At 55.6% G+C, this 16,532-nt stretch carries 18 protein-coding genes and 1 riboswitch; of the genes, 11 read left to right on the top strand and 7 right to left on the bottom strand.

From position 1 onward, the window contains the following. Window positions 1-277: 277 nt before the first annotated feature. Both TH3_RS05585 and TH3_RS05590 read right to left on the bottom strand, forming a co-directional pair. Complete coding sequence (locus TH3_RS05585; protein WP_007090803.1) at window positions 278-550, bottom strand: hypothetical protein; 273 nt, start codon at window positions 548-550, stop codon at window positions 278-280. A 115-nt stretch (window positions 551-665) separates the two neighbouring features. Next, entirely contained in the window at window positions 666-929 is a 264-nt protein-coding gene (locus TH3_RS05590) for a hypothetical protein (RefSeq protein WP_007090804.1), read from the bottom strand. Window positions 930-1,062: 133 nt separating this feature from the next. Between TH3_RS05590 and TH3_RS05595 the strand changes: the two genes are divergently transcribed. From TH3_RS05595 to TH3_RS05610, 4 genes are all read left to right on the top strand, one after another. Continuing rightward, window positions 1,063-1,527 carry an ArsR/SmtB family transcription factor gene (locus tag TH3_RS05595; protein WP_007090805.1) on the top strand — a complete coding sequence of 155 codons (465 nt, stop codon included), beginning with the start codon at window positions 1,063-1,065 and terminating at the stop codon, window positions 1,525-1,527. Between the two features lie 120 nt (window positions 1,528-1,647). After that, a riboswitch (cobalamin riboswitch) is annotated at window positions 1,648-1,860 on the top strand. A 32-nt stretch (window positions 1,861-1,892) separates the two neighbouring features. Beyond that, complete coding sequence (locus tag TH3_RS05600; protein WP_007090806.1) at window positions 1,893-2,066, top strand: CbtB domain-containing protein; 174 nt, start codon at window positions 1,893-1,895, stop codon at window positions 2,064-2,066. 3 nt (window positions 2,067-2,069) lie between these two features. Beyond that, window positions 2,070-2,753 carry a CbtA family protein gene (locus TH3_RS05605; protein WP_040059633.1) on the top strand — a complete coding sequence of 228 codons (684 nt, stop codon included), beginning with the start codon at window positions 2,070-2,072 and terminating at the stop codon, window positions 2,751-2,753. A gap of 73 nt (window positions 2,754-2,826) precedes the next feature. Beyond that, window positions 2,827-3,351 (top strand): hypothetical protein, encoded by a 525-nt coding sequence (locus TH3_RS05610; RefSeq protein ID WP_007090808.1) that lies wholly within the window; start codon window positions 2,827-2,829, stop codon window positions 3,349-3,351. On the opposite strand, the gene TH3_RS05615 is transcribed toward TH3_RS05610, so the two are convergent. Next, a complete protein-coding gene (locus TH3_RS05615; RefSeq protein ID WP_076519564.1) occupies window positions 3,352-3,723 on the bottom strand; it encodes a DUF1636 family protein in 372 nt (123 codons plus the stop codon). Window positions 3,724-3,922: 199 nt separating this feature from the next. On the opposite strand from TH3_RS05615, the gene TH3_RS05620 reads away from it, so the two are divergent. The 7 genes from TH3_RS05620 to TH3_RS05650 all read left to right on the top strand — a co-directional run bounded on the left by TH3_RS05620 (window position 3,923) and on the right by TH3_RS05650 (window position 10,925). Continuing rightward, window positions 3,923-6,346, top strand: a complete 2,424-nt coding sequence (locus TH3_RS05620; protein ID WP_007090810.1) for a heavy metal translocating P-type ATPase — start codon at window positions 3,923-3,925, stop codon at window positions 6,344-6,346. A gap of 397 nt (window positions 6,347-6,743) precedes the next feature. Continuing rightward, a complete protein-coding gene (locus TH3_RS05625; protein ID WP_007090811.1) occupies window positions 6,744-7,580 on the top strand; it encodes a transporter substrate-binding domain-containing protein in 837 nt (278 codons plus the stop codon). Between the two features lie 26 nt (window positions 7,581-7,606). Next, complete coding sequence (locus TH3_RS05630; RefSeq protein ID WP_007090812.1) at window positions 7,607-8,269, top strand: amino acid ABC transporter permease; 663 nt, start codon at window positions 7,607-7,609, stop codon at window positions 8,267-8,269. 11 nt (window positions 8,270-8,280) lie between these two features. Continuing rightward, the gene (locus TH3_RS05635) at window positions 8,281-8,940 is read left to right on the top strand and encodes an amino acid ABC transporter permease (protein ID WP_007090813.1); all 660 of its coding nucleotides are present in this window, start codon (window positions 8,281-8,283) and stop codon (window positions 8,938-8,940) included. A 10-nt stretch (window positions 8,941-8,950) separates the two neighbouring features. Then, window positions 8,951-9,715 carry an amino acid ABC transporter ATP-binding protein gene (locus TH3_RS05640; protein WP_007090814.1) on the top strand — a complete coding sequence of 255 codons (765 nt, stop codon included), beginning with the start codon at window positions 8,951-8,953 and terminating at the stop codon, window positions 9,713-9,715. A gap of 21 nt (window positions 9,716-9,736) precedes the next feature. Beyond that, entirely contained in the window at window positions 9,737-10,123 is a 387-nt protein-coding gene (locus TH3_RS05645; protein WP_007090815.1) for a RidA family protein, read from the top strand. 43 nt (window positions 10,124-10,166) lie between these two features. Continuing rightward, complete coding sequence (locus tag TH3_RS05650) at window positions 10,167-10,925, top strand: IclR family transcriptional regulator (protein WP_007090816.1); 759 nt, start codon at window positions 10,167-10,169, stop codon at window positions 10,923-10,925. 407 nt (window positions 10,926-11,332) lie between these two features. Here TH3_RS05650 and TH3_RS05655 read toward each other — a convergent pair whose 3' ends face one another. The 4 genes from TH3_RS05655 to TH3_RS05670 all read right to left on the bottom strand — a co-directional run bounded on the left by TH3_RS05655 (window position 11,333) and on the right by TH3_RS05670 (window position 16,481). Beyond that, window positions 11,333-12,472: a DUF1513 domain-containing protein gene (locus TH3_RS05655; protein ID WP_007090817.1), complete on the bottom strand. Its 1,140-nt coding sequence runs from the start codon at window positions 12,470-12,472 to the stop codon at window positions 11,333-11,335. Window positions 12,473-12,491: 19 nt separating this feature from the next. Then, window positions 12,492-13,622 (bottom strand): imelysin family protein, encoded by a 1,131-nt coding sequence (locus TH3_RS05660; protein WP_007090818.1) that lies wholly within the window; start codon window positions 13,620-13,622, stop codon window positions 12,492-12,494. A gap of 36 nt (window positions 13,623-13,658) precedes the next feature. After that, window positions 13,659-15,116 (bottom strand): di-heme oxidoreductase family protein, encoded by a 1,458-nt coding sequence (locus tag TH3_RS05665; RefSeq protein WP_007090819.1) that lies wholly within the window; start codon window positions 15,114-15,116, stop codon window positions 13,659-13,661. 96 nt (window positions 15,117-15,212) lie between these two features. Further along, complete coding sequence (locus TH3_RS05670; protein ID WP_007090820.1) at window positions 15,213-16,481, bottom strand: imelysin family protein; 1,269 nt, start codon at window positions 16,479-16,481, stop codon at window positions 15,213-15,215. Window positions 16,482-16,532 lie beyond the last annotated feature (51 nt).

Below are 16,532 nucleotides of genomic sequence, written 5' to 3' on the forward strand. Positions count from 1 at the left end.
CTCCATCCGGAAACAATCGGGGGATATTTTAATGACGAATCAAATTCATTAATTAATGTAAAACATGAATTTTTTATCGAAATGAGTCAATCCGGATTTTTATCCGTAGTCGCGCTTTGATCGTCAGGCGGGCGATGCCCGGCCAAAATTCAGACAAAAAAAATGCAGCCGGGGCGGTTGAAACACCCGGCTGCAGAAGGAATGGCGGGGAGGGGAGGAAAACCCGCCAGGGAAGAGAGGGAGACGAAAAAGTCTGGCTGCTTCCAGCGCGGCGTCGTTAATGCCGTTTGGAAGAGATCATCGCGTCCCACGCACCTTGCAAACGTTGTTTGGCTTCACGAAAACGCTGCAGGGATTCTTGCGGGATATCACCGCTATGATCCTTGATCTCGCTCCAGGCGGCATCCATGTCATCCCACGCCTGAACAACCTCGCTTGGCAATTGTTCAAGCCCGGCTTCGGATTCCTTGCAATGGGCTGTAAGGCCGAATTCCCAATCCTTGAATTCCTGATGGAGCTTGGCGTGCTCCGGAAGGGGACGGGCTGTCATGGGAGCCTCCTTTTGCTTTTCCAGACAATTTCAATCTGGCGCGTAATCATGTCATCGATTTGCAATGAAAAGGCGATTTTGGGGCATTCTCTATAAAGGGCATAAAACCGGCAATTTACCTGCCAATCATATCGTTCCATGCTTTTTCAAGATTTGCGGTCGCCTTGTGGAACTGCTCTGCGGTGGCGTTGCTTGCGGCATCGCCTTCGGCCTTAAGCTTTTCCCACGCCTCATTCATCTCGTTATAGGGGCCGGTTACCTCTTTGGGCAGATTTCCGACCTGCATGTCGTTTTTCGCGCAGTAACCGGCAACATTCCGTTCCCAGCTGTCGTGGGACTGGCGCAGATTAAAAATGTCGAGTGCTGTTTGCTCTTGCATCGGTGTGTCTCCTTGTTCTGGTGGGCACTTTCGATGATGTGTCATACCTGTAACGTTCCCTGCGTGGCGGAGTTCCATGCACGCAAACATCAAGTCCCCTTGCCAAGCGATGCAGGGCGTGGAAAATAGGGGCATGTTACAAAGCAAAGCAAAATCACGTAAAGTCGAAGTCACACCGGCCCGCCCGGTCGTGGTCAGCGCCAATAATGATGGTGACGGTTGTCAGGAATGCGATACCGCCGCACGTCTTGGCCTTTCCACCGAACAGGGGGAAGCCGTAACGCGTGATGCGTCGCGCGCCACCGGTCATAACCTGTCGCTGCCCGATATCGAGGCAGCAGCGAAAATCTTTGCGCTTTTGGGGGATGCCGGGCGGTTGCAGCTTGTTTTGCGCTGCATGGAAAAACCGCAAACCGTTGGCGAACTGGCCGAGGCATCGGGCATGTCGCAGTCGCTTACCAGCCATCATCTGCGTCAGTTGCGCGATCAGCGCATTCTGGCCTCCGAGCGCAACGGGCGTCATATCTTCTATCAGATTGATGACGAACATATTTCCTGTGTTGTTCGAGATGTCTTTGCCCACGTCACACACGACTAAGCCACCCCCGCACTGATCTTTGCGGGCATTCCAGTCGCAGATCGACAATCGGGCGAATATGTTCGGCAAATGATCACCCGGCCTGCGTGGTTTTCACATTGCACTTGCGCAAAATTACCGTCATAAACGAATGGCTTGGTTTTTCCCGCTCTGCTCGGGGTTGGGAAACGAAGAGGGAATTTGGAAAGCCGTCTGTTTGACGGTCAAAGCCAAAGCCGCCCCCGCGACTGTATGCGACGAGTGCCCGCCATCATACCACTTGCGAAAGCAGGGAAGGTCGGCGACGCATGAAGACCCGCAAGCCAGGAGACCTGCCAGGCATGGACCCGAACCGACTGTCGGGTGTGACAGCAAAGGAGATTTCTATGACCACGCAGACCGCGGCATTTGCCGTTTCGAAAAAATCCGTTCTTCTGCCGATCCTTGCCTGTGCCGTTTTCGGCATGGCGATTGTCTTTGTGACCGGCCACGTTCAGGCGGACCTGCTTCATGACGCGGCACACGATGTGCGCCACGCGACCGGCTTTCCCTGCCACTAAGTCATGTTCACACGCATAGTAACCAGCGCGTTGTTCGCTGGTGCTGCAGCGGGGCTTATTGCGGCCCTGCTACAGCTGTATTTTGTGCAGCCCGTTTTGCTGCATGCGGAGCTGTATGAAACCGGTGCCCTTGTGCATTTCGGCGGTGACGCGGTTAGCGCGCATCAGGATGTCGGCGGGATTGATCCGCTGCGTGACGGGCTAAGCATCCTGTTCACCATGCTGGTCTATACCGGCTATGCACTGATCCTGATCGCGGCCATGGCCTTTGCCGAAAATCGTGGTCATGTGGTGACGGCGCGCAATGGCATCATCTGGGGCATTGCAGGGTTTGTCATCGTGCATTTCGCACCGGGCTTCACCTTGGCGCCAGAGGTGCCCGGTGTTGCTGCGGCCGATGTCTATGAACGGCAAATCTGGTGGTTTGCGACGGTGGCAACCGCGGCACTTGCGGTTTGGCTGATCGCCTTTGGCCGGAACTGGCTGGCGTGGGGGGCGGCGGTTATTCTGCTTCTGGCGCCCCATGTTATCGGTGCACCGGAACCCGATCAGTTCAGCGGTCCCGTGCCGACCGAACTCGGGGCGCTGTTTGCTGCGCGTGCCTTTGGCATCGGGGCTGTGGCCTGGGTGTTGACCGGGCTGTTTGCCGGGCATTTCTGGCGGCGTGAAGCCGACCGGGAAGCGTAAAACGCAATCACATTGATCAGGCGCGGTATATTCCGCGCCTGTTTTCTTTCATTGATTTGTCTGGATAAATGAAATGCCACGTTCACTTGCTCTTTTCGGGATCGGGCTTGTTTTTGGCGGCGGGATTGGCTTTCTGGTGGCGGCGGGCAATGGCATCATCCTTGATGGTCATGACCATTCCGATCCGCGCGCGCATGGGGAAAGTGCCCATGGTGATACGCATGACACGATGAATGTCAACGGTGCTCATGCCAGCCATGATGCCGTCATTTCACTGCCCGATGCCGTTGATGCGCCAAGGCTTGATGTTGCCATTGCGCCCGATCCGGTCAGTGGCTGGAACCTGCATCTCTTGGTGCAGAATTTCCGTTTTGCCCCCGAACATGCCAGCAGTCCCCATATCCCGGGCGAGGGGCATGCTCATGTCTATGTTAACGGCACCAAGATCGCCCGCCTGTATGGCCCGTGGCTTCATATCGCAGACCTTCCAGCGGGCGATAATGAGGTTATCGTGACCCTTACGGCCAATGACCATAGCCAGCTTGCCGTTGGCGATAAGCCACTGCGTCAGGTCATGACTGTTTCGGTTGCGCCATAATCACAGGGCCGGGATACGGGCCTTAAGGCAAAATCGAAGACGTCCGCAGCCGCGTGCGTCTTCGATCCATCCATCCGGGGCGTTCAGATATTCCCGGCAGGTGGCAATGATATCGTCAATATCACGATGTGCCGATAATCCGGCAAAAAGATAACTTGCCCGCCCGGTTCCCTGAAGTGCAACCGATGTCGGGTCGCTGCATGATCCCATGCAGTCAACCTGCGTGATTTCAAACGTTTCGGGCAATTCCGCCTGATCAAGTGCCGTGCCTAACTGCCGCACAAAACCATCCGCATCGACAAAATCCATCTTTGGGTCCGGATCAGCATCAGGTGCTGGTTGGCAGGTTTTGCAAATGACAATACGAGGCATGCGGCGGTTGGCCTTGGTTCTTAAATCGGGTGGTCACTATGGTCGCAGTGCCGGCGTAATTCATCAACTTTTTCGGGGCGTCTGGCATTGTGTGTGATAATATTCAAATCATGGTTTGAATGTTCTTGACTCGCTAACATATGAATTGTTATTTGAATATAATGCATGAATATAAATTTGAATGTTGGCGAGGTCCAGAATGTCCGTCATCGTAAAATGGGATCAGTTCCCGGCCATTGGAAATTGTGAAAGCTGCAAGTCATCGCTGATTGCGTCGCTCAACGTTGCTGTGCCCGGGCAAAGCTTTGTTGCCGCCGCCGATGGCTTGCACGCGCAATCCGAACTGAGTGTCGAGGACCAGGGCACTGTTGATGATGTGCTGGCCCGTCATCGTGACGGCATTTCGCATCACCAGTGGGCCGTATCGGGCATGGATTGCGGGTCCTGTGTGGCGAAAATCGAAACCGCGCTTACCAAACGTGATGGCGTGCAATGTGTAGATGTGTCGATGATGCGTGAAACGGTGACGCTGGGCCTTCGCAATGATAGTGCCGAAACGCGTTCCGATATCAGCACCATGCTGACCAAATTGGGTTATCCGGCAAAGGAAAAGGTAATTCCGGGGGCGGGGAAATCATCCGAAGCCGCTTGCTGCGCTGGCGGTTCCTGTGGTTCTGCCAATCCGGCTGCGACGGATAATGCCGCGTCGCAAGATACCGATGCCAATGACAAATCCCTGCTGCGCAAACTGGCCCCCTGGCCGGAAGCCGGGGACGAAATTGCATGGGCAGCGATCTGGCTGGTTCTAGGCGGATTGGTCGGCTGGCTGGTTCCGGCCACCGATGCTTATGCCATGTCCATTGCCTCGATCATCGCGGCATTGCCGGTGATGAGAACAGCGTTCCGTCTGGCGGCAAGCGGCGCATTCTTTTCCATCGAACTATTGATGAGTGTCGCGGTTCTTGGCGCGGTTGCAATCGGCGAAAGTCTTGAAGCCGGTATGGTCGTCCTGCTGTTTGCGATTGGCGAAAGCCTTGAAGGCATTGCCGCGGGGCGGGCGCGCAGCGGGGTTAAATCGCTGATGAAACTGGCCCCGGAGACCGCGCGGCGGGTTTCACCATCTGGTGGCGGCTTTGATACGGTTGCACCCTCGGCGCTTACGCTTGACGACATCGTTGAAGTCCGCCCCGGCGAACGCATCCCGGCGGATGGTATCCTGACTGTCGGCTCGGCTGAAATCGATAACAGCCACCTGACCGGGGAATCCGTTCCGGTTACCTCCGAACCGGGGGGCGAGGTTTTTGCCGGTGCCATTGTTACCGACCGACCGGTGCACCTGCGTGTGGCCCGGGTGGCCGGGCAAACCATGCTGGATCGCGTGATCGAGCTGGTCGAACAAAGCGAAAAGCACAAGGCACCGGTCGAGCGTTTCGTTGCCAAATTCGCTCGTATCTATACGCCAATCATCATGGCGCTTGCGGCCCTTACGGTCGTTGTTCCACCGGTTCTGTTCGGGCAAGGCTGGGAAGAATGGATCTATCGTGGGCTGGCCCTGCTTCTGATCGGCTGCCCCTGTGCCTTGGTGATCTCCACACCGGCGGCGGTGACATCGGCCCTTGCCCGTGCATCTAGGATCGGCCTGCTGGTTAAAGGCGGTGCAGCACTTGAGGCCATCGGGGCCGTACGCACCATGGCGTTTGACAAAACCGGTACACTGACCGAAGGCAAGCCGAAGCTGACGGCAATGATGTCGGTGGATGATATGGACGAGGACCGGCTGCTTGCCATTGCCGCCGCCCTTGAAACCGTGACCTCCCACCCGCTGGCAAAGGCGTTGGTCAATGCGGCGACGGACAAGAAACTTGATCTGCCGGAAATCACCGATGCGCGAACCATCGCCGGTGCCGGGGTCGAAGCCCGGATTGATGGCACGCTTTATCGTGTCGGGGCGGCCAAACGCCTTGATATCAAACCGGCTGCCGAAGTTGCCGACTGGCTCGCCGCACAGGAAGACGCCGGTAGCACGGCCGTTGTCGTCCTGCGTGATGGCGATGTCATTGGCGCGCTTGCGTTGCGCGATATCGCACGCGCCGATGCAAAGGATGCACTTGGCAAACTGAACACTTTGGGTATCAGTCCCGTGATGCTGACCGGCGATGCCGAACGTGTCGCCAAACGTATGGCTGGTGAACTTGGCATTGATTACCGGGCGCAGCTTCTGCCCGAAGACAAGCTGAACGTGCTGGCCGAATTGCGCAATGATCCGGTGCGAAAGGGGCCGATTGCCATGGTGGGCGACGGCATCAATGATGCCCCGGCGCTGAAATCGGCCGATGTTGGCATCGCAATTGGCGGGGGTACGGATATTGCGCTTGAGGCCGCCGATGCGGTGGCGGTCAAGGACCGGCTTTCGGATGTCGTTAATCTGGTGAAACTGTCCCGAACCACACGTCGCGTGATCCGCGAAAACATCGCACTGGCACTGGGGCTCAAGGCCGTCTTTCTGGTCACCAGTATCACCGGTCTGACGGGACTTTGGCTGGCGGTGATGGCCGATACCGGCGCAACCGTTCTGGTGACGCTTAACAGTCTTCGTCTGCTGATCGCGCTGCGCAACCGCTGATCCCTCAGCCGGGCAAGCTACTCCAGAAAATTATCGAAAGTCGGCCGCTATTGCATCTCGTGATAGCGGCCGATTTCTTTTTGCTACCTTCCATGCCGCGACTCCCGATCTGCCCTGTGTGCGTGACCTTCATTTTGCGCAGAAATATGCGGAAAACGGCCTGTTTTTACAGGACGTGCAGGTCATGGCATCCACGAAAATCCGCTGACCGGAGGGTCCGGGCAACAAAATCACTACACTTAGAAAACCAAGGGAAACTGCGGGTTTCGCAAAAGCGAATTGACATGGCTAGATTTTGGTTTCAAGTTAAATCCGTAATAACGATATTAATTCCGGTATAACGGAAAAACCGGGACTCATCAAAAACGGTTGGCTCTTTTCATCAGCGGAGACAAACATGACCTTCTTAAAGACAATCGCAGTCGCGGCTCTTATGACCGCAACTGCCGGATCGGCCATTGCACAGGAAGCCAGCAAGCTCCAGCAGGTCCTTGACCGCGGTTACCTGATTTTGGGGACCGGCTCCACCAACCCGCCATGGCACTTCATTGACTCGGATAACAAGCTCAAGGGCTTTGACGTTGATATGGGTCGCCTTGTCGCCAAGGCCCTGTTTGGCGATCCCGATAAAATCGAATATGTCCAGCAATCCGGCGATGCCCGCATCCCGAACCTTGTGACCGACAAGGTCGATCTGGCCTGCCAGTTCATGACGGTAACCGCTGAACGCGCCCAGCAGATCGAATTCACGATCCCCTATTACCGTGAAGGCGTTGGTCTGTTGCAGATGGAAGGTGGCGACTACGCCGATTACGAGGCGCTCAAAGCTGCCGGATCGGATGTTACCGTTGCCGTTCTTCAGAACGTCTACGCCGAAGAAATGGTTCACGCTGCCCTGCCAGAGGCAGAAGTTGATCAGTATGACAGTGTGGATCTGATGTATCAGGCGCTTAATTCCGGGCGTGCCGATGCCGCCGCAACTGATCAGTCGGCATTGCGCTGGTTCATGGTCAAAAACCCGGGCCGTTACCATGACGCCGGATATGGCTGGAACCCGCAAAGCTATTCCTGTGGCGTGAAGCCGGGCGATCAGCGTTGGCTGAACTTTGTAAACACGGTTCTGCACGAAGGCATGACCGGTGTTGAATTCCCGTTCTACGCCGACAGCTTCAAAACCTGGTTCGGCACGGAACTGTCGGTGCCGCAGATCGGCTTCCCCGTCGAATACAAATAACCCAGCAGCATCCGGGAAGAACCGCTTTGAACTACGATTTCAATTTCAGCGTCATCTGGCGCAATTGGGAACTGCTGGCGCAAGGGCTTGGCCTTGGCTTGTTCCTTGCCCTTGTTTCGATTGCAATCGGTTGCGGGATCGGGCTTCTGGCGGCTTTCGGGATGCTGTCCCGTCATCGGGTTTTACGCTGGATCGCAGTGGCTTATGTCTCTGCGATCCGCAATACCCCGATCCTTGTTCTGATCCTGTTTTGCTATTTCGCATTGCCCCAGCTTGGCATTGCGCTTGATAAAATACCGTCCTTCATTTTCACGCTGTCGATTTATGCCGGTGCCTATCTGGCCGAAGTTTTCCGTTCGGGCCTTGTGGCATTGCCAAAGGGCTTACGCGAAGCCGGGCTTGCCATCGGTTTGACGGAACTGAAAATCAAAATCCACATCATCATTCCGGTGATGTTGCGCAATGTGTTGCCGTCGCTATCGAACAACTTCATTTCGCTGTTCAAGGACACGTCGCTTGCGGCCGCCATCGCGGTTCCCGAACTGACGTTTTATGCGCGCAAGATCAATGTCGAAAGTTTCCGCGTGATTGAAACATGGATGGTTGCGTCACTGATTTACGTGGTGGCCTGCTATGTCATCGCGTGGTTCCTGCGCCAGCTTGAACAACGACTTGCGGTTCCGCGCTGAAAGGCTTTCACATGAATTTTTCTCTTTTTCTGAACGAATTGTGGAACGCCCGGATGAACCTGTTGGCCGGGCTTGGCGATACGGTTCTGATTTCCGTCGCGTCCGTGCTGCTTGGAACGTTCCTTGGCGTTTTCGTCGGTCTGGCGATGACATATGGCAACAAGCCGACCCGGTTCGGGGTGCGCGTCTATATCGACTTCCTGCGCGGAACTCCGGTTTTCGTTCTTATCCTTGCCTGCTTTTATATCCTCTCGGTTGTTGGTTTGGATCTTAGTGCGTTTCAGGCCGGTGTCCTTGCATTGACACTGTTCTGTTCGTCCCATGTCGGGGAAATTGTCCGTGGTGCGTTAAAGGCAATCCCGGCCGGTCAAACCGAAGCCGCCAAATCAATCGGGCTGACTTTCGGGCAGACCTTTGCCTATGTCCTGCTGCCCCAGGCCCTGCGTCAGATATTGCCAACCTGGGTCAATACCGCGACCGAAATCGTCAAGGCATCGACGCTGCTTTCGATCATTGGTGTGGTTGAATTGCTGCTGGCAACCCAGCAGGTCATTTCGCGGACCTATCTCAGCCTCGAATTCTATCTGTTCGTGGGTTTCGTCTATTTCATTCTGAACTTCCTGATCGAACAGGCCGGCCGTGCTGTCGAACGCCGCATCTCGATCCCATAATGAGGCAGCCATGTCCCCCATTCTGACAATTACCGACCTTCACAAAAGCTTTGGCGATCTCGAAGTCCTCAAGGGCATCGATATGACCATGCAAAAGGGTGATGTCGTCTCGCTGATCGGATCATCGGGTTCGGGCAAGACAACCCTGTTGCGCTGCGTGAACCTGCTTGAAGATTTCGAACGCGGTTCCATCGAACTGGACGGCGAAGCCATCGGCTACAGACACGAAGGTGGTGAGCGTCGCCGTCTTTCCGAACGTCATATTGCGCGTCAACGCGCCATGACCGGCATGGCGTTTCAGCAGTTCAACCTGTTCCCGCATATGACCGCCATTCGCAATGTCATGCTGGGTCTGACCAAGACCAAGAAAATGGCAAAGGACGAAGCCTATGCCATTGCCGAAAAATGGCTTGAACGGGTCGGCATGATTGAACGGCGCGATCATTTCCCCGGTCAGTTGTCCGGCGGACAGCAGCAGCGTGTTGCGATTGCGCGCGCGATTGCCATGAACCCGCGCATCATGCTGTTTGACGAAGTGACATCCGCCCTTGATCCGGAACTGGTAAAGGAAGTTCTGGCCGTTGTCCGCGATCTTGCCGATGACGGCATGACCATGCTGCTTGTCACCCACGAAATGCGCTTTGCCCGCGATGTTTCAAGCAAGGTCGTGTTCATGCATCACGGCCGTATCCACGAAGAAGGTCCCCCCGAACAGATTTTCGGCGCGCCGGAAACAGACCGGTTGCGGGGCTTTCTTGCAAATTCTGAAATGTGATTGAAGACTAGGAGATATTGAATGACCATCAAAAGACACGGTGTCGGTGAAGCAAAAGGCAATGGTCAGAAGGCACTGCCTTTTGCAAAGGCTACGGAAGCTGACGGATGGCTTTACGTGTCCGGACAAACGCCGATGCGTGATGGCGAAGTCGTTGGAAACGGGATTGTCGAACAGTCCCGCATTGCTATCGAAAACATGCTGAAAATCGTCGAGGATGCCGGGTATGGCGCAAGCGATATCATGCGCATCGGTGTCTGGCTTGATGATGCGCGCGATTTCTGGAGCTTCAACGGCGTATTCCAGGAATATTTCGGCGATCATCCGCCTGCGCGCGCTTGCGTTCAGTCTTCAATGGTGGTGGATTGCAAGGTCGAGGTCGACTGCATTGCCTTTCGCAAGGCATAAGGACATCTATCCAAAGAACTGATCGCCAGCGAAGAGGGGACTTATGAAGGAAGGGCAAATACGGAAACGGGCGCGCGGCATTGATCGGGCGTTTGATATTCTTGATCATTTGCGCTCTGTCAAAGTCTCGCAACGGCCTGCCGAGATCGCCCAAGCGCTCGGCGCGCCGACCTCTACGATCTATGATCTGATCAGCGTTCTACTGGAACATGGCATGCTCGAGGTCACCGATGCCAACGGATCGGTGTTCCTTGGGCGTCGTGTCTATTTTCTTGGGCTAGCCTATCGCGAATATTTCGATCTGACCCGCGAAGCAGGTGTGGTGCTGGATGAAATCACCGCCACGACCAAGGAAACATCGCAGTTCTGCATGCTGGACGGCAACAAATATACCGTCGCCCTTCAACGCGAAGGCAGCCGTCCGTTCCGCATCAGTGCAAATGTTGGCGAACGCACCCCGATCCCGTGGACGGCATCGGGTCGGCTGTTGCTGGGCCATTTTTCCGATGATGAAATCCGCGATCTGATTCCGGCAAACGATTTTGTTCTGCCCGATGGCAGCCATACCGATTTTGATGCCTATATCGCCGAAATCCGGCAGGCGGCAAAAGACGGATTCTTTTCCTTTGATAGCATCGTTGACACCTTCACCCATTGCTTCGCCGCCCCGATCCGCGATCAGAACGGCGTCTGTGTTGCAACAGTATGTATTGTCGCGCCAAAGGATGATGCCCGCAAAAACTATGCGCAGTATCGCGACGCACTGAAATCCGCTGGCGATAAACTATCTCACAGCGTCTGATTACTTATCCGTCCGCACACAATATCTTTGCGTGGAAGAATGCCGGTTTCTTTGTGCTGAAAAGAGAAAGCGGCGGTTATCGTTTCCCGCATCGATAACCACCGCTGTTCCACCTTGAGAGGCCTGCGGGGAGAGAGACCCGCAGGTGAGAGACAAGCCTTTTGGGGACAAGTGCGAATGGGTTGCATTCGCGGGCTGTGTCGAGACCCGTTATAGGTCAGGAAAAAATACTACGCAAGTGAAAATCGTTCGCATTTGCATAAAATTTTTGGTTGAGAGATTTAGGGTGTTTATATCCCGACTAAAATGGTTGGTTAATGCCGCGGTTTTCTGCGGATTTCAGGCCGAAAATGCCAAAAAGGCCGCACGATCTGTGCGGCCTTTCAGGTCGGGTTAAATGACGATATCTAGATGGAAATACGCCGCAGATGATTGTCCCAATGAAGCGATTTAAGCGAATCGTCGGGTAATTCGACGCGTTTTCGGCGAATCGCATCCATGCGCCATCCGGTACCAAGGCCGCTGGTGCCAACGAACTGACCCGCAACATCTGTCGCGGCAAGCCCGCAGCCATCCGGGGCGGCGATATGGGTCAGGAAGCCCGATGTTTTGGCATCCCAGAATGTGATCAATCCGCCGCGTGGGCAGGAAATGCCAAATACCTGTCCCGATGCGTCAAAGCGCACCGATCCGCAATATTGCCGCATGCGCAGCTGGACATTGTCCGGGGCCTCGATCGGGCGGATTTCGCTACCCGGCTGCCACAACCCGACCAGCGGCACCTGATCGGTCAGTTCCCCCTGATACTGGAAGCCCGCCGCAATTGTCCCATTGGATGCGACATCAAGATGGCGGATGGATAATTGATGCCAGTCGGCTTTGAGGGCCGCCTGATGGATCAGCTTGCCGGTATGCCGATCAATGATCGACAGGTTCGGTTCCATACTGTCGATATTAAGGGCTGTGCGTCCGTCAAAGTCCGGATGGGTGTGCAAGCCACCATTGGCGATCACAAGGCTTTCACCGTCCGGCATCAGGTGCAATTCGTGCGGGCCGGTGCCAAAACTGTCAAATTCGGCAATGCGGCGATACCCGTCTTCGGCATCCCAGACGGAAACAACCCCGCGGGCATGGTTGAAATCATTCTCGGTGATATAAAGGAACCGGCCATCATTGGAATAAACCGCGTGGCCATAAAACCGGCGGTCTTCCGGGCAATGCAGTTTGGCGCGGACCTCGCCGCTATGGCGATCAAGGATCAGGCCATAGAGACCCGGTCGGCGTTCAACTGCGGCCACATCGACATGGTTTGGGCGCAGGCCAAGGTCGTGACCCCGGCCGGGCAGGGCCTGTTCGAACAGGATTTTGCCATTGGCGTTGAACGCGCAGACGTAAAAGTCATCATGATCCCCGGCACTTGCGGAAATATAATGTGCCCGGTCTTCCATCGCGGGGGCGCTCGCCGCACGCCCAATGCCAACCGGCAACAGGGTAAAGGCCCCGCCAACACCCATGAGTTTCAAAAACTCGCGTCGTTGATGTTTCACTTTTTGAACTCCTGTTCGCCTAGTCGCCATCAAGCGCGTTAAAACCGCCGCCCAATTGCGTCGTACCGCCAACGTCGCCCTCAACCAGCGTATTCACGAAACTGACCTGATCTGCGAAATCTGATAGTTTCTGATAGCCATCGGGCTGATCAAGCAGCTCGACAATCGAGGCAGGCAACTGATCAAGTCCGTCTGACATGGTCTGCCAGTTCAGCCGGAAGGATCGATCCAGAAGGCTGCTATCAATCAGGGCCGAAAGGCCTTTGCCTTCTTCGCCGGTATCGCCCCACTTGCCGTCATAAATCGCAAACAGCCCGGTCAGGTTATGGGCAATGTTGCGCAGGGATCGTTCGGAAGTCGGGCTTTCGGCGCGGCTGGCTTTGCCATCCTTCGGTCCGTCGCCAAGCGGTCGGCCAAGTTTCTGACTGACAATGATCAGAAGTCCTTCGTGAAGCGCACGATAAAGGTCGGTCGCGGCAAATTTGGCATCCGGGTAATCCATACTATCAGGGCCGGCTTTGATCATGCCTTGGGCAAATGCCGGCCATTCATCGACCAGTTCACCGGTCATGCGTGCCAGATTGGCGCCGACGGCCCCGCCATACCCACACAGGAATACGCCATCCTCGTCATCACCCAGAAGCTTGGGCGATAGCTTGTCGTCAAAAAGAACCTGTTCAAGTGCCGGGAAACCTTGCAGGGCGGCACTGGTATCAGCGATTTTTTCCCGGTCGGTATAAATCGCTGGCTTGTCAAACATCAGTTTGCGGAACTGCCTTGTCGCCGTACCATGTTTGTCAGGCCAGTATTCGATATGCTGATCACGGCCATTGGCAATCAGCGGTCCCATGCGCCAAGGCTGCACTTCCTGCCAGATATCCATGGCCGCATGGAAATCTTCGCGTACTTCGTCAAGGCCATCCTGATCGGGCTCGGCACAGAAATCATCCATTTCATCGGACAGGTTTGTTGTGGCGTCATGCAGCGCATCAAGCTTGGGCGGCATGACCTCACCCAGAAGATGTTCAAGCACCGGGCGGTAATTTTCATCGGGGATATCGGCGCGCGCGCCGGGCGGTGCCAGCCCCACCGTCAGCAAGGCAGATACACCCAAAAGGGCGGCTTTGCGAGTGCGAAACAGGAAAGGCATGATATCCCCCGAACAGTAAGGCTTATAAAATAACGCTTATAAAGAATTCAAAAACGCGATCAACTTGCTGCGATCCGATGATGGCAAGAATGTGACGGCGTCACGCGCGGGTTTTGCCTCTCCCCCGTGCCACAATATGGCTTCCAGAATGTTGCGCGCCCGCCCGTCATGCAGGTATCCGGCACGTGGATCAATTTCCTTTGCGCGGCCCAATCCCCAAAGGGGCGGGGTGCGCCATTCCGTTCCGCTGGCATCGGCTTCAGGCCGGTTGTCGGCAAGCCCGGCCCCCATATCGTGCAATAACAGGTCGCTATACGGCCAGATCACCTGCCCGGATTGCTCCGCCAGATCAGTCTGTTCGGGCAATTGATAGCTTGGCGTGTGGCAGGCTCCGCAACCGATTGAATTGAAAATCTCACGCCCTGGGATCACCTCCGGATCGGATACGTTTTGTCGCATCGGCGGGGCTATGTTACGGGTGTAATAAAGCACAAGGTCGGTGATCTGCCCGTGCGCTTCCAGATTGTCAAATTCCGGTTCATTACCATCCGGCGCACCACGGCACAGTGTCTGGGCTTCGGTGCAGTCACCGTATCCGTTGGGATATAGTGGGGTTGAAAGGCCGATATCGAACTGGAATGCATTCTGGTTCTGCTGATCAAGGCTTGGCATTCCGGCTTTCCAGCCAAACCGCCCGATGGCAAGCTCATCCTTTGCAATATCCCAAACCCGGTTGACCCGGCCCGATATGCCATCGCCGTCATGATCTTCCGGATCCGCGCTCGCAAGCAGTACTTCATCGGGAATGGCTTCCAGAAGCCCAAGCCCGATCATCGGCGGTGCAATGCGCGGCGATATCATCACATCGTCGTGCAATGGCCCATAAGCCAGATCGCGCATGCCATAGGTCGGATGGCGCAATTCGACTCTGGTGCCATCGGCTAGTTCGACGGTTTGCATGTCATAACTGACGGTGACCTTGCCTTCGGCTTGAACGGTCGGGATCGAAAAATCCTGAAACTGGCCGCCATAAACCGGATCGGGCAGGGTGGATGCATGGCCTGACGCCAGTAATTCCCGATCCGCATCATTTTGCGGCGGGATCGACAGGCGCAACAACATCGACGTCGCCCCGGCAGACGGATCATCTTCATCAACCGGATGGCCGCGGCCATTTCTGATATGGCACCCGTTGCAGGCCCGTGAATTAAACAGCGGCCCCAAACCGTCTGCTGCCTTGGTGCGCGTTGGGGCGGTTACCCAAAGCCTTTGAAAAAGGGCCTCGCCAAGCTTGAAATCAAGCCGCTTTTCAAAGGTCATATTGGCCGAATGATGGGTGAATGCCATTCGTCCGGTTTTCTTTTGCCAGGTGGTCGCCCCGCCCGGCAGGGCATTGGCGGGTATGGTTTCATCGGCAAACGCCGGTGTCATTGCCCCAAAAACAAGGGCGGTCGCGATCATGAAACGGGAAAGGCGCATGGCGGGAAACTGCATGGAATTCTTCTAATCGTAAAAGCGAAACGGCGGGAGAAAAATTCCCCCGCCGTCGGACTCATTTGGGGCATGACCCCGAATGCGGATCGTATCTGATCAATTGATCGAGGACGGATTGTCAAGGCTGTCCGACCCTTCGAACTCGATCCCGTCAACGCCAATCGCGGCAACGATCTGTTCGATCGATTTGGTCTGATCAACAAGCGCATCGACAAAGGTCTGAACAACGGCATTGCCGTCTTCATTGTCCATTGCGATCAGCTGGTCGAAATGCTCGCCTGCCTGTGCGCGGCTGACCATGGCCTTACCGGCCAGAACCGATGCCGCCAGTTTGGCACGCAGTTCGGTATCAAGGCCTTCATCCTTGGCGGCAACCATATCCGAAAGCGATGCGCCTTCGACGACCGAACCGTCAACACGGGTATAACGGCCAAGATAAACGTTCTGGATGCCCAACGCGTCATAGTAGTGCGAGTTGTGGGTGTTGTCCGAGAAGCAGTCATGCTCTTCTTCCGGATCATGCAGCAGCAGGCCAAGCTTGGTGCGCTCGCCTGCCAGTTCACCATAAGAAAGCGAACCCATGCCGGTCACGATTGCGGTCAGGCCCGGAACGCCGTCACCTTCAAGAACGGTCGCACGTGCTTCGCCACCATCCGCCCACTGTGCGGTCATCCATTCAAGGTCCGAAACCATAAGGTCGGTTGCGGCCTGAAGATACGCACCGCGACGGTCGCAATTGCCATTGGTGCAGGCATCGCCCTTGGCATAGTCGGTCCATGCGCGTGCACCTGCACCGGCTTTGGTCCCGTTCAGATCCTGACCCCACAGAAGGAATTCAATGGCGTGGTAGCCGGTTGCAACGTTGCTTTCAACGTCGTCAATCTCATGCAGGCTTTCGATCAGTGCGGCATCGATGGTTGATGCATCGATGGTTTCACCGGAAATGCTCAGGCTCGGATTGGCAACGACATTGGCGGTATAAGCCGGGTTTTCTTCGTTTTCTTCGCCGTAAAGGTCGGTTTCGACATAGTCGATCAGACCTTCGTCAAGCGGCCATGCGTTAACCTTGCCTTCCCAGTCATCAACGATCGCATTGCCGAAACGGTAAACTTCGGTCTGCTGATACGGCACGCGTGAGGCCAGCCATGCGGATTTCGCAGCATCAAAAGTCGCCTGCGACGGATTGGACACCAGCGCATCAACAGCGGTCTGGAGCTGTTTTGCGGTGATGAGCGAATCTTCGTAACCGGCATGTGCAATATCGGCATAGGTGGTCAGGACGTCTTTTGCGTCCGGCGCGGCATAGGCCTGTGCACCAAGGGTGGTTGCCAGTGCAGCCATCCCGAGAATTTTAACGAATTTCATAGGAGTTCCCATCTGTCCCTGAAGGTGAGCCAAGGGCATAGCCCGTGATAC

The organism is Thalassospira xiamenensis M-5 = DSM 17429 (assembly GCF_000300235.2).
Classification (GTDB): domain Bacteria; phylum Pseudomonadota; class Alphaproteobacteria; order Rhodospirillales; family Thalassospiraceae; genus Thalassospira; species Thalassospira xiamenensis.